10 protein-coding genes and 1 pseudogene are annotated in these 14,081 nt (G+C 39.6%); 8 read left to right on the top strand and 3 right to left on the bottom strand.

Features of this window, described 5'->3' with window-relative positions:
* Positions 1–262 precede the first annotated feature (262 nt).
* Positions 263–1,531 (bottom strand): L-lactate MFS transporter, encoded by a 1,269-nt coding sequence (locus ABOA58_RS14405; RefSeq protein WP_350298937.1) that lies wholly within the window; start codon positions 1,529–1,531, stop codon positions 263–265.
* Between the two features lie 663 nt (positions 1,532–2,194).
* Here ABOA58_RS14405 and ABOA58_RS14400 point away from each other — a divergent pair.
* The gene (locus ABOA58_RS14400; protein WP_350298936.1) at positions 2,195–3,283 is read left to right on the top strand and encodes a branched-chain amino acid aminotransferase; all 1,089 of its coding nucleotides are present in this window, start codon (positions 2,195–2,197) and stop codon (positions 3,281–3,283) included.
* Positions 3,284–3,655: 372 nt separating this feature from the next.
* Here ABOA58_RS14400 and ABOA58_RS14395 read toward each other — a convergent pair whose 3' ends face one another.
* A complete protein-coding gene (locus ABOA58_RS14395) occupies positions 3,656–4,342 on the bottom strand; it encodes a response regulator transcription factor (protein ID WP_350298935.1) in 687 nt (228 codons plus the stop codon).
* A 131-nt stretch (positions 4,343–4,473) separates the two neighbouring features.
* Here ABOA58_RS14395 and ABOA58_RS14390 point away from each other — a divergent pair, with 131 nt between their 5' ends.
* Positions 4,474–5,361, top strand: a complete 888-nt coding sequence (locus ABOA58_RS14390) for a R2-like ligand-binding oxidase (RefSeq protein ID WP_350298934.1) — start codon at positions 4,474–4,476, stop codon at positions 5,359–5,361.
* A 125-nt stretch (positions 5,362–5,486) separates the two neighbouring features.
* Positions 5,487–6,698 carry an iron-containing alcohol dehydrogenase gene (locus tag ABOA58_RS14385; protein ID WP_350298933.1) on the top strand — a complete coding sequence of 404 codons (1,212 nt, stop codon included), beginning with the start codon at positions 5,487–5,489 and terminating at the stop codon, positions 6,696–6,698.
* A 147-nt stretch (positions 6,699–6,845) separates the two neighbouring features.
* Here ABOA58_RS14385 and ABOA58_RS14380 read toward each other — a convergent pair whose 3' ends face one another.
* Positions 6,846–7,100 (bottom strand): alpha/beta-type small acid-soluble spore protein, encoded by a 255-nt coding sequence (locus tag ABOA58_RS14380; RefSeq protein WP_350298932.1) that lies wholly within the window; start codon positions 7,098–7,100, stop codon positions 6,846–6,848.
* 225 nt (positions 7,101–7,325) lie between these two features.
* On the opposite strand from ABOA58_RS14380, the gene ABOA58_RS14375 reads away from it, so the two are divergent.
* The 5 genes and pseudogenes from ABOA58_RS14375 to ABOA58_RS14355 form a co-directional block, all read left to right on the top strand.
* The gene (locus ABOA58_RS14375) at positions 7,326–8,060 is read left to right on the top strand and encodes a YqcI/YcgG family protein (RefSeq protein WP_101225402.1); all 735 of its coding nucleotides are present in this window, start codon (positions 7,326–7,328) and stop codon (positions 8,058–8,060) included.
* Positions 8,061–8,289: 229 nt separating this feature from the next.
* A complete protein-coding gene (locus tag ABOA58_RS14370) occupies positions 8,290–8,916 on the top strand; it encodes an FMN-dependent NADH-azoreductase (RefSeq protein WP_350298931.1) in 627 nt (208 codons plus the stop codon).
* 117 nt (positions 8,917–9,033) lie between these two features.
* Complete coding sequence (gene pepF, locus ABOA58_RS14365; protein ID WP_350302877.1) at positions 9,034–10,830, top strand: oligoendopeptidase F; 1,797 nt, start codon at positions 9,034–9,036, stop codon at positions 10,828–10,830.
* Between the two features lie 229 nt (positions 10,831–11,059).
* Positions 11,060–13,306: an AAA domain-containing protein gene (locus ABOA58_RS14360; RefSeq protein ID WP_350298930.1), complete on the top strand. Its 2,247-nt coding sequence runs from the start codon at positions 11,060–11,062 to the stop codon at positions 13,304–13,306.
* A gap of 287 nt (positions 13,307–13,593) precedes the next feature.
* Positions 13,594–13,851, top strand: a pseudogene (locus ABOA58_RS14355) (transposase); the annotation flags it as partial.
* Positions 13,852–14,081: the final 230 nt, after the last annotated feature.

Genomic DNA, 14,081 nt, shown 5'->3' with positions numbered 1-14,081 from the left:
GTCGATAATCCCAATAACTGCATTTCCCTAGACTATTGCGATTTAGTTTAAGCAATGCTGAAAATTGCACCAGCAAAGAATCCTGCTGGGATGATAAATCATAAAAAGTTCCAAAAAGATTTCGAATTATCTCAATCTCGGAAGGTATACGAAGGCTTTTTAAGAGCAGCCACCGTTAAGGTCATAAACAAAAAAGGCATCATCAAAGGTAAATTCCGGTTATGGAACTTTACTTGATAATGCCTTTTTGCAAGGATTTAAATTAGGATATTTTACTGAATGTGTTCGTTACTCCTTGTTTCTGTGCTTTTTGCATTTTTTTAATGTCCAGACGCAACCAGATGGAGATGGCAAATGCTATTGCAATTAATGCTGCGAAAACGTAGAAAACCGGGATATAACTGTTCGTACTTTCCCTGATTGCGGTAACTAACATAGGTCCGCAAACCCCGCCTAGAGACCATGTAGTTAAAAGGTAACCGTGGATGGCACCAATTTCCTTAGTTCCAAATAAATCCCCGGCAAATGCAGGGAGATTTGAAAATCCTCCTCCATAACAACTAACGACCAACAAGATGAGTCCTTGGAACAATAGTGTATTTGTAGTCGTTGGAAGTAAAAGGAACGCTCCGATTTGAATGATGAAGAAAATGACGAAAACATTTGGACGTCCAATATAATCTGATGCTGCTGCCCAGCCAAGTCTTCCTCCGCCATTAAAGATTCCCATAATTCCGACTAATGTTGCTGCACCTGCTACAGACAGACCAACAACGTCTTGAGCCATTGGTGAAGCTACCGAAATCATCATGATACCTGCACTTGTATTTATCAATTTCATGGACCATAACATCCAGAAGTGTTTAGTTTTAACCGCTTCTTTTGCAGTTAATTGCCTTAGGTCTTTCTTCAGTTCTTTCTTACCTGACTCAATATCTTTCTTCATTCCTTCAGGTAGCCAGTTGGCCTTTGGAGGGGCAATATAGGATGCCCCTAAGAACATCAGTATGAAATAGCCTGCGCCTAAAATATAATATGTAGAATAAATGCCAACGGATTCCATTAGGCTTGCAGCTACTGGCGCTGTAATGAGTGCTCCGGCCCCGAAACCTAATACTGCCATTCCTGTTGCCAATCCCCTGCGATCTGGGAACCATTTGACTAAAGTGGATACTGGTGAAATGTACCCGATCCCCATACCAAGTCCACTTAAAACCCCATATGTCAATAGGTAAAGCGGAAGTGAATCGACCATTACTGCTAAACCGGAACCAGCTTGTCCTAAACCGAATAATACAGCAGCGACCATGGCTGACTTCCTTGGACCATTTTTTTCTACGAATTTGCCAAAGAAAGCAGCTGAAGTTCCTGCAAGCGCCATCATTATTGTGAATGCTAACGTTACTTCAGTTTCTGACCATCCCATAGTCTCAACTAATGGTTTTTTGTAAACGCTATATGCATATGCCCCACCAATTGAAAGGTGAATGGCGATAGCGGATAAAGCGATTAACCATCTGTTTTTTGTCATATTGTTACCCCTTTTCGTCAAAAATAAGAAAGTTGCATGCGTTTTATCTATAATATAACGTTTTGCATGCGTTTTATCTATCTTGTGGAATAAGTATATAAGAATATTAATTAGTAGTAAACTACTAATTTGCAATTCATGAAAAAATTCCCTCTATATTCCATTGGCTTAAAAATGGGAATGGTACGAAAAAAACACTTTAGGGATTCGGGTTAAAAATGTTATATATTCTTAGGTTTTTTATTATACATATAAGGTTTGCAGGTATTTGCTTTAGTGTTTTATTCACGAATCTGCTAAAAGTCTTTTCATTTATCGATTTTCCTGGTTACAAAAAGGGGAAACGATTGAATTTACTCTTGAGGTGCCATGAACCAGAATTATTCTCATTGGCTTTAATGTGATTATTTTGATAAAATTAATCTAATATTCAAGACATCTTAGCGTACAATCGGAATTGATATTTTTAGAGGTTTCAGGATAATTGGTTCTTTTTTCAGGAATCATAGTCTGGAAATCAAAGAAAAACCCATTTATTTTAAAAAAATTCCGAAAATTTCGTCTTAAAGACTTGAACTATGATTCCTTATAGGAGTAAACTAATTAAAGATAGATTTTATGGAAGTGAAATCTTGTAAATTTAATCAACAAGGGGTTTTGGTAATGAAGGAACATGACATGCAAATCACGCTTAGTACAACAAAGAAAGAAAAACCACAAGCGGACCAGCTTGAGTTCGGTAAGCAGTTTACCGATCATATGTTTATTATGGATTACACACAAGGGCAAGGGTGGCATGATCCAAGAATTGTTCCTTATCAACCGCTCTCATTAGAGCCGTCAGCTATGATTTTTCACTATGGTCAATCCGTTTTTGAAGGATTGAAGGCATATGCATCACCAGAGGATGAAATTATCTTATTCCGTCCGGAAAAGAATTTCCAACGCTTAAATAGTTCAAATAGCCGATTATGCATACCGGATATCGACGTTGATTTTGCGTTGAAGGCCTTAAAGACTTTAATTAGCGTTGATAAGGATTGGGTTCCCCAGGTAGAAGGGACATCTTTATATATCAGGCCATTCATTATAGCTACTGAGCCTTATCTTGGAGTATCTCCATCGAATAAGTATCAATTCATCATCATCATGTCACCAGTAGGTTCGTATTATAAAGAAGGCATTCATCCAGTTAAAATTGCAGTGGAGTCAGCTTTTACACGTGCAGTTAATGGAGGTACAGGTGAAGCCAAAACGGGCGGTAATTATGCATCGAGCCTAAAAGCCCAGGAAGTATCCGAAAAGATGGGTTATGCCCAAGTTCTTTGGTTAGACGGAGTGGAGAAAAAGTATATCGAAGAAGTTGGAAGCATGAATGTGTTCTTCAAAATTAATGGTGAAATCATCACCCCTGCTTTAAATGGAAGCATCCTTCCGGGCATTACTCGTGATTCCATTATAGAATTGCTGAAACATTGGGGTCTTCCCGTGTCGGAAAGACGCATTTCGATGGAGGAAGTCCATGAAGCCCATAAATTAGGTCACTTGGAAGAGGCCTTTGGAACGGGAACAGCCGCGGTCATATCACCAATTGGTGAATTTTTGTGGAATGGTGAAGAAATGATTGTTCAAAGCGGGGAAACTGGCGAACTTTCCAGAAAGCTGTATGATACACTGACAGGTGTCCAAACAGGTAAAGTCGCAGACGAGTTGAATTGGACTACGAAAGTTGAAGAAAAAGTGACTCAATGAGACTTAAAAAAAAGGGGTTCGGAATTAAAAAATTCCGAACCCCTTTTGAAACTCCCTTTGAATTTTGGCCTAAATTTAAGTATTGGGGCTCAACGAGACCTACGTGTCTTCGCTGAATAAAATCCTGGTTTAGAAAGCATCCTCATCACCTTAAAATCAAGACTATAGGCAAAAGGGTTCATCTAAAAGTTAAAACAAAGTTGATTGGAACGGAGGGTACGAGACTCTTGCGGGAAAAATGAGTCCAGGGGAGCCCGCGGGAAAGCGAGTGCCTGGAGAGGAAATCAACGTTCAAATTGTACAAACCGTAAAAAACTCGATTTTCATAGAGTTTGTTTACAGTCCGAAACCTTCTTTGAAGGTTTTTTTGTTTCACATAATCATTTTGTGTCTTATGGCAACAGCGACGGCCTCGGTCCGGTGATTCACTCCCAATTTCCTGATAGCAGAAGAAATATGATCTCTGACTGTAAATTCACTAACGCTCATTTTTGGTGCCATTTGCTTTAAACCCAACCCATTGGCTAAATATTGAAGGACCTCCACTTCACGTTTGCTTAGAAGGTAAGTTGGAGGGGCGGAATCCAATGTCGAACCGACAGCCAGTTTTAAATAATGGGAAAGCTTCATTAAATCATTCTTGGTAACAGGCTCGTTGGCGTGAATGGGATCAACCAACACTAAACCGATGGCCATGTCATTCACATTTATCGGAATGATAGCCAATGAAGAGATGGAAAATCTTTTAACGTATTTTGCAGGGATGGAGGATTTCGCATGTTGGATGGTTAAGTATATGGGTTTGTTATGGATGACTGCTTGGTGGATGGGGTATATATCATGAATATTTTCTTTAACATTATGTAATGAAAAGGTATCTTCACTTGTACATGCACATATTCCTTCACCCATTCCTGTTAAACATGAGTAACTGAATAAAGAAGCGCGTTGAAATGAAAAAAAATCCACACAGCCCTTTACGATCATTTGTGATTTATTTGCCATATCTTTTTGATGGGAAATCTTTTTTACATGATTCATCAGAGTTTCCTCAAGCATTCGACTTTATTCCTCCCTACATTTTCAGTGCTAGGATAAATGCTACTAATATCTTACAATATAATGAAAACTCTTACAAATCAAAAAAATCCTTAGAGAATCAAAGTTCATAATTTCAAGGAGGCATTACCATGAAAAGAAAGACTTTAACGACCACCAGCCGGAGTTTTAGAGAAGATACCCTGCCATTTAAACTTTATCAAAAGGCAAAGAAATTCGGTATATGGAATCCTCGTGACATTGATTTCAGCCAGGATAAAGAAGATTGGAAGTCATTTACTGATATTGAAAGGCAAGTGTTATTAAGGATCATATCCCTTTTTCAGGGCGGAGAAGAAGCGGTGACCTTGGATTTGCTGCCCCTCATTATGACGATAGCCAAAGAAGGCAGGATCGAAGAAGAAATGTATTTAACGACATTTCTGTTCGAGGAAGCGAAGCATATGGAGTTCTTTCGTTATACATTAGATCAGATTGGTGAAACGGGTGATTTGACGGTTTATCACTCAGACACTTATAAATCGATTTTTTATGAAATATTGCCTGAAGCGATGGAGAAACTTTTATCCGACCAATCCCCTGAAGCTTTGGCAGAAGCAGCCACTGTTTATAATATGTTTACCGAGGGTGTTCTTGCAGAAACTGGATATTTCGGGTTTTATCAGACTCTCGAAGCTAATAAAATGATGCCTGGTTTATTAAAAGGCGTGGGTCTTTTGAAGAAGGATGAATCACGTCATATTGCTTATGGGACCTTCCTGCTGCAGCGAATCATCAGTGAACATCCACATATCTTTAAACAGGTTGAAAAGAGAATGGAGGAACTTTCACCTCTGGCCATTGCGTTAAATACGGAGGGATATGATCGGTTAGGAAATCCATTTGGCAATGACCAACAAGCTATATTGAATTTTACCATGAAACAATTAACGGTGCGGATGGAGATTTTAGCCAGGGCAAAAGGGAAGGGGATTGAAGAGATCTATCAAAGTAACGAAAAGGAATATGGGGTTTTGTAAAGCCGATACAAGATACAAGCTTACTATTTAGTATATTTGTTAATGTGTGGCCATCAGGAACTTTGAGGCAGGGTATGAACAATCCTTAACTGTGAATATAGACTAATATATCTGAGGTGATCTGTATGAACGTAAACGCTCATTCGAATTTTTGGCTAAGGACTTCGGTTTACAGTGGCACTAACACTCGATCACTCATTCCAAACCTTTTCAATGGTCTCGGGGCCAAAAGGATTCTACTCGTAAGTGATGCGGGCTTGGAAAATGCAGGTGTAGTTAAGAAAGTTGCCGAAACTTTTGATCAGCAGAAATTAGGTGCCAAAGCTGAAATAGTTGGACAGTTTCTGGGTGTTACACAAGACGCAGCGAGTGTATGTGTAAATGAAGCATTGAAATATGCACGCGAAGTGAATGCCGATGCCATACTGGCCATCGGTGGAGGGAGTGTCATTGATACCGCAAAGGCATTGAAATTCGGATTATACAAAGGAATTACGGAAATTAAAGATGCGATTCCAAGCGGTTATCTGTTTGAGGGTTTTCCAAAAGCCCAATCCATGAGTATCCCGCATATTTCCGTACCCACAACAGCAGGAACCGGTTCTGAAGTATCCCCGATCGCAGTCATATATAATGAACATAAAAAAGTGAAAATGAATATATACAATGTTTTTTTAAGTTCGGATGTTGCCATTCTAGATCCCGAGTTAACAGTCGGACTGCCGTCTGACATTACGGCGTTTACTGGTGCAGATGCATTGACACATGCAATGGAAGCGATCGTTTCACCTGCGGCGACATCAATAACCGATGCTTATGGATTTCAGGCCATTCGAGTTATTGAAAGAAATTTACCAAGGGCCGTAAAGGACGGAACGAATATTGAGGCCAGAATGGAAATGCTTCATGGAAGCATGATGGGAATCACTGCATTTTGTAGTGCATTGAATGCGATCCCGGTTCATAACTTTGCCCACGCATATGGGGCGTTATTCCGTATTCCTCATGGATTGGCAAATGCTGTGTTATTACCGGTCGTCATGGAATCAACCCCGGATTTATATCTTCCAAAGGCCCATTTGATAGCCGAAGCCTTTAATGTGAAAATCCATGATGAAGATTCAAAAGGGACCTTAGCGAAAGTGGTGGAAAAGCTCCGTGTTTTCCTATCCGATCTTGGGCTGCCCTCCGACTTCAGCGCCTATGGAATTAACCAATCCGATATGGAAAGAATTCTTAAAGCAGTAAGGACGGATCCAGCTGCCACTAATTACCCGATGTCGGAGGAATTAATAATGTCAGTAGTTTCAAGAGTTTCACCCGTGAGAATTAGTTAATATTAAAAAGCCAGCCCGTAAAGGTTGGCTTTTTTTACAGTTTAATGCCATCCAAAGTGTTAAGTCCCAAATTTTTTTTCGTTAAGTCTGTTCGTTTCTATATATGAGCTTTTGAGGTGGAGCACTACCACCTGGGATCGACTCTTGTTAATGTTTTTTTCCTAAGTTTTCCTGTGCCATCTTTATAAGTTCCTTGACCATGCCTCCGCCTAATTTTCCGCCTATTTTTCCATTCTGCTTGGATGTCAGCTCACCGTTATAGTCTTTTTTCAGCGGTACGCCAATTTCCTTTGCCACTTCAAACTTTGCTTCTTCGGGATTCTTTGTACCAGCAACTTTGGTTTTTAAATCATCGAGTCCTTTTCTCGCTTCAGATACTAGAATTTTCCTTCTCCTTGCCATAAAAAATCACTCCTATTTTTTTCTTAGGTTATCCTAAAAAAAAATGATTAACATGCAGAATGAATGTTTTTTAATTGAATTACGATGAACCTTGAGGAAGTCATAAACTCTTTAATAAAGAAGTAATTATATAGGGGCACCTGATTGAGCTGCTTTGCGCTCCGAAGAAGTTTTAGTTTATTTAAAGCGGGTAACATATAATAAAACGATTTAAGGAGAAAAATGATGCTGACTGCTAATTCAAGTTTGTTAACAAAAGAAGATATGACAAATCCCGATCGAGTGCCGCAATGGCTAATTAAGGAATATCAAACATTCCATAATACAGTGACCGATAAAACCTTTCCTTGTTATTTTGGTATGAAAGCTGAAAATAAAGGGGAACTTCGTTATGCTTATATAACACAGAAAGATTGGTCCAATCTCCCAAAAGCAGTGGAAAGCTTTCTTGATTTATTTCAGGAACCGCCATATATCAGGCACGGCCTTTTCGTCTTTATGGAGCCTGAATCAATAGAGGGTGATATAGAATTTTACCGTAAAAGGTTTTGGGATATCCTGCAATACTTGCATAAAGCGGATGAAAAACCTTGGCCAATTGAAAAGCCGAAAGACCCTGAGCATTATTTATGGGACTATCATTTTGCAGGGGAGCCAATCTTTGTCTTTGGTAATGCACCTGCTTATAAACAGCGTAAAACCCGTGATTTAGGAAATAGCCTTGTACTTGGATTCCAACCCCGGATGATATTTGAAGGCTTGGAAGGAACGGAAAAAGGCGGAATCATGTCTCGTGAAAAGGTTCGTGAACGAGTGGAGAAATGGGATAACCTTCCTAAACATCCGGATATAAGTCACTTTGGAGATGTAAATCATAATGAATGGAAACAATTTTTCATAGGGGATGATATAGAACCGATAAAAGGTAAGTGCCCCTTCCATCATAAAGAGTTAACTTAACCGAGGGCAAATGCTCTCGGTTTTTTTCGCGCTACTTAGAGGGCGTCGGGATAAAATAATACAGGCGCGCAAATTCATGAAATGTAAAATGAAAATAAAAAACATATTTCTTGCCTTATGAGATTTTCAGTTTTATAATGTGAAAGTAGTAATTGCAGTTAATTCGAGATATACGGATTAAATGCTATTTTAAAAAAAACATACAAAATTAACAATTGGGGGAACAAAAATGTCTAAAGTATTATTTGTTAAATCAAATGACCGTCCAGCGGATCAAGCAATCAGTGTCAAAATGTATGAAACGTTTTTGAACACATATAAGGAAGCAAATAGTAGCGATGAAATAACTGAATTGGATTTATTTGAACTGAACTTGCCTTACTACGGAAATACTGCAATCACTGCCTTATATAAACGCAACCAAGGCATGGAATTGACAGAAGAAGAAGTGGAGATTGCCGATATCGTGCAACAATACTTGAATCAATTTCTTGCTGCAGACAAAGTGGTATTTGCCTTCCCGCTATGGAACGCAACGGTTCCAGCACCATTGGTAACTTATATTTCCTATCTTGCCCAAGCGGGAACAACATTCAAATATACAGCGGAAGGCCCAGTCGGCTTAGCTGGAGATAAAAAAGTGGCTTTACTTAATGCACGCGGATCCGATTATGCATTGCCTGGAATGGATGCTGGCGAAATGGCTGAGAAATACGTAACGATGAATTTAAACTTATGGGGCATTAAAAACCCAGAAACGGTCGTAATCGAGGGACATAATCAATACCCAGATCGCTCACAGGATATCGTTGCAGAAGGATTGGCGAAAGTTGCTGAAACTGCAGCAAAATTCTAATTCTTTAAAGGGGAAACCAGTATGTATTTTTAGCATACTGGTTTTTCTATGCAGATTTTTCTGAAAGTCGATTATAATAAAGGGTAAGCTATAAGCATGAAAGGAAGTGCAGACGATATGCAAACGTTTAAATCACGTGACGAATTAAAGATAGAAGAAACTTGGAATTTAAAGGATATTTACGAAGATCAGGCTAATTGGGAAAAAGATTATCAAGAAGTCCTTAAGATGACAGAAAAATTAAAAACTTACGATGGGCATATTCAGTCCGCTCAAGATTTATTTGAGTATTTACGGTTAAGTGAGGAAGTTGGGTACATTTATAACAAGCTATATGTATTTGCCATGCTTCAAGCCGATTTGGATACACGGGTCACCTCATCACAAGCATTGCTGGATCGAGCTGGTAAGTTAGGGCAGAAAATAAGTAATGCTTCTGCATTCTTCATGCCGTTTCTTCTAAGCCTGGAAGAACAAACATTAAAAGGGTACATAAAAGAAGTCGAGGGTTTGAAATATTTTGAAGAGGATTTACTGGATTCCTTCCGCTATAAAGCCCATGTGTTAACGAAAGAACAAGAAGAGGTGCTTTCCCAAATAGGCGAAGCCTTTTCAGCACCCCAAAAAACGTTCGGGATGATCAACAATGCGGATATAAAATTTGGGGAAGTTACGAATGAAGACGGCGAGAGGGTAGAGCTGACGCGGGGAATGTATTCCAAATTGATTGAAGACGATGATCGCGATAAAAGAAAAGAGGCTTATTTCGCCTATTATCAGCCATATGTACAGTTGAAGAATACAATCGCTTCCACACTTGCCACGGCAATCAAAAATAATGTGAATCTTTCAAAACTAAGAAATTATCCATCAGCCTTGGAAAAATCCTTATTTGGGGATCAAGTTCCAAAAGAGGTTTATGATAATTTGATTATGTCTACTAAGCAAAATATCGGACCCATGCATAAATACATTCATTTAAGAAAAAAATTGCTGGGTGTAGAAGAATTGCGTGCCTATGATTTAAGTGTGCCATTAGTCGAAGGCGCTAAAGAGGAGATTTCTTACGATGATGGTTTTTCTTTGATGGTTGAAGCACTGAAGCCTCTTGGCGAAGAGTATATCACAATCTTGAAAACCTTTAAGGAAAAAAGATATATCGACGTCAGGGAAACACCTGGAAAACGGTCAGGTGCTTACAATTTAGGACTTTATGGTGTTCATCCTTTCATTTTATTAAATCACCGTGATGATTTAGACAGTGTCTTTACACTTGCACATGAATCTGGACATGGTATGCATTCATACTATAGTTCAAAATATCAACCGCAAATAAGTGCCGGGTATTCCATTTTTGTCGCTGAAGTTGCTTCCACTGTGAATGAAATCCTTTTGATTCGCCATTTAATCAAGACTACAAAAGACGTGCAGAAGAAAAAACACTTACTTAACCATTTCATAGATAGTTTTAAAGGAACATTCTTCACACAGGTGATGTTTGCGGAGTTCGAAAAGATCGTACATGAAAAAGCTGAAAATGATGAACCTCTAAATGCCGAGGTTTTTAATACAGCCTATGAATCGATATTTCGGGCTTATAATGGAGATGAAATGATTTTCGATGAAGAAGTGAAGTATGGCTGGTCACGAATCCCACACTTTTATCGTCCATTTTATGTCTACAAATATGCTACTGGTTACGTTTCAGCCATCACTATCGCTGATAAGATCCTCTCTGGGGACCAAAAAACACTTGAAAGTTATTTGACCTTCTTGAAAAGCGGGAGTTCCGATTTCCCATTGGAGCTGCTTAAGAAAACAGGCGTAGATTTAACTAAACCTGATCCAATCGAAAACGCAATGAAGATTTTCAGCGATCTTGTCGACCAATTCACTGAGTTGACAGAAGGCTAATCTAAACCATTTCTTCCAAAAGAGCCCATGGTATGTATGTTTAAAAAATGCTATAGTTAAAACATTGGCGTAGGAGAGGCCCAATCTATTGATTGGGCCTTATTTTATATGCTTATGAAACAGGTAATGCGCAAAAAAAGTCTGGGTAACAGCGTTACTTTCTACTTCGGAGCCTAGCCAATGGGCCAGTTTCTTTGTTCAATGGCATATTTTGTGAGGAAAGTGAAAAATGAATTCGACAGTTAATTATATAAAAGAATGGCAGCAGGCGCTTCAACTTGAAATCCTGCATTTAAAAAAATATGGCAGTACAAAATACCTGGTTTCGAACGGCCATCTGCTTACAGGTGACGATTCTTTCAACTATTATTTCGAAACAGGTTCATCGATAAAAATCCCTGTCGGTTCCCTCGTTCGACTGGAATGGGGAGGGATTAAGCAGGAGGGAAGAATCCTCTCATCTGAAGGGAAAAGTATAATCATTGTTTTTGATCGCTCGCTAGGTGATATGATCGATGAAGCCTTTTTATACCACGACCCCTGGGAATTGCTTGAGCAATTGATCATCCGCTTGGATGAAACCAAGAGAAGCAAAAGGAAAAGGCTTCGGATCAAGCGCCTGATGGATCCGTCCATGCCGCAAAAACATCCTTTAATTGAAAAACAAAGCAGCGTGAAAGAATTATATGCGCGCTCGAAATTCAACCCTGTCACTTTTGTTTGGGGACCCCCTGGAACAGGAAAAACCTATACATTGGCTCGTACAGTAGCCAATCATTATTTACAGGATAAAAAAGTTCTGGTTTTGTCCCATAGCAACCAGGCTGTCGATGTTTTGATGGCTGAAATTTCGTCATTCATTAAAAAGAAAGATCGTTTCAAAGAAGGCGATGTGCTTCGCTATGGATCTCAAATCGGTGAATCACTAGCCATTCATGATGATATTGTTACAGGGCAATTATTAGGTAAACATGAACCGACATTAATTAAAGAAAAAGAAGAGCTTGGCGAAGAGAAACGTCTGTTAAAGCATGACTTGGCAGGGTCCTTCAGTAAAAGGGATACAGATCAATTAATTGAGATAGAGAAAAAGCTGGCCAAAGTCTTGGAGAAAATCCGCCAAAAAGAGATTCAATTCGTAAAAGAAGCAAAAGTCATCGGAACGACCTTGGCTAAAGCCGCAAATGATGAAACGGTTTATCAAAAGGAATATGATCTGGTCATTTTGGACGAAGCGAGTATGGCATACGTACCTCAGGTGGCTTTTGCTGCAGCGTTAGCCAAGCATATTATCGTTTGTGGTGATTTCAAACAATTGCCGCCTATTGCTTCGGCTCGAGATTCCCTAGTGAAACTTTGGCTGAAGGAAGACATTTTTCATCGGGCTGGTGTCGCCCAGTCTGTTGAAGAAGGAGAACTTCATCCCCATTTATTCCTATTAAAGGAACAGCGCCGCATGCATCCGGATATTTCAGCATTCACTAATCGTGTCGTCTATAACAATTATGTTGGCGATCATAAAAGTGTTGCGACCAGCAGGGAGGGAATAATGCTGGCGGAACCATTTGCCAATAAGGCAGCGGCACTGCTCGATACTAGCTTAGCAGGGGAATATTGCATCACTGAACGCACATCCCACTCGAGAATGAATATATGGCAATTGCTTTTATCTTTTCAACTGATTCATGAAGCTTATGTGGGCGGGGCAAGATCAATCGGTTATGTCGCCCCATATCGTGCCCAGGCGGATTTGATGGAAAAACTATTGGATGACTTATATGACAAAGAACGGCAAACGGCGGATATCATCGCTGCAACTGTACATCGGTTCCAGGGAAGTGAACGGGAGATGATGATTTTTGACACAGTTGATAGTTATCCGCAAAACAGGGCTGGAATGTTATTGACAGGGAGAGAAAGTGAAAGGCTCATTAACGTGGCCATAACAAGGACAAAGGGAAAGTTCGTACATGTATGTGACACTTCATTTGTTAACAAACACGTTTATCGCAGCAAAACACTTCGTCAGCTTGTCGATCATCAAATTCAAAATGATCAGATTGTATCAAAGAAAGACATTGGAAAATGGGTTAAACATCAGCATCCGAGATTACAATGGATGCATGCCCGTAAATTGGGGGACCTTCAGGAAGATATAGACTCAACAAAACAAGAGATGGTTTTTGCTGTTCCGGATTTGAACAGTTTGTCAGAAGAATGGCAGCAATATTTAATGAAACGAAACCCTGCAGTGAAATTGACGATCATTTCAGCAAAAAGAAACCCTGATATCCACTCTGATCAATTTATTTGTTCACCTGTTTCCTTTTCGTTTATCATCTTGGATAAACGAGTTGTCTGGCTAGGTTTGCCCGTAGAGTCCAATAATCGGGTCCAGCCTCCATATATAGCGGCTCGTTTGGATTCGGAAATAATGGCGGATGAATTACTATCTCAATTCAAAAAAAGTGAATAGCTTTGGAAAGCCCCTTAAAAGGGCTTTTCAGACTGTAGACAAACTCGATGAAAATCGAGTTTGTCTATTTTTATGGCTTGTACAATTTGGACGTTGATTTCCACTACAGGCACTCGCTTTCCGCGGGCGGTCCGGGAGCCTCCTCGGCTTTCGCCTGCGGGGTCTCCCCTAGACTCGCTTTTCCCGCAGGAGTCTCGTACCTTCCGTTCCAATCAACTTTGTCTTACCTTTTAGATAGAACACTTTTGCCTAGAGTTATTTTTGTTTTAAAATAGAAGTATTAAAACCTGGTGACACGGCATATCTGGCAAACACATGTGGAAGAAGCAGATCATCTGCGTCATCATCAAAATGTAAAACCTATATATGCGAAGCGTAAAGAAACGAATGAGCGTGTATTCGCAGATGCAAAAGAAAAGCATGGTATGCGTTGGACTACTTTAAGGGGACTTAAAAAATTGTCGATGCAGGCGATGCTTACTTTCGCTGCCATTAATTTAAAGAAGATGACCAATTGGACATGGCGAGGACCAAAAATGGCATAAGATAGTGGGCTCGTAGAGCCCCCAATCTCTTAACTTTAGGCGAAATTCAGAGGGAATTTCAAAAGGGGTTCAAAATTTTTTAATTCCGAACTCCTTTTGTCTACAAACTAGAAAGCCCCTTAAAAGGGCTTTTCTTTTTTACATATATCCCTAAAAAGACCTCGATAGAATAAGTGACGACCATTTATGTCACTTGCCTTCTTGATGTATTAAATCAAAAACCTCGCTAG

This window comes from Peribacillus frigoritolerans (assembly GCF_040250305.1).
Taxonomy (GTDB): Bacteria; Bacillota; Bacilli; order Bacillales; family DSM-1321; genus Peribacillus.
The sequence above is the reverse complement of the archived record's forward strand: the minus strand, read 5'-3'. Positions and strand labels throughout refer to the sequence as shown.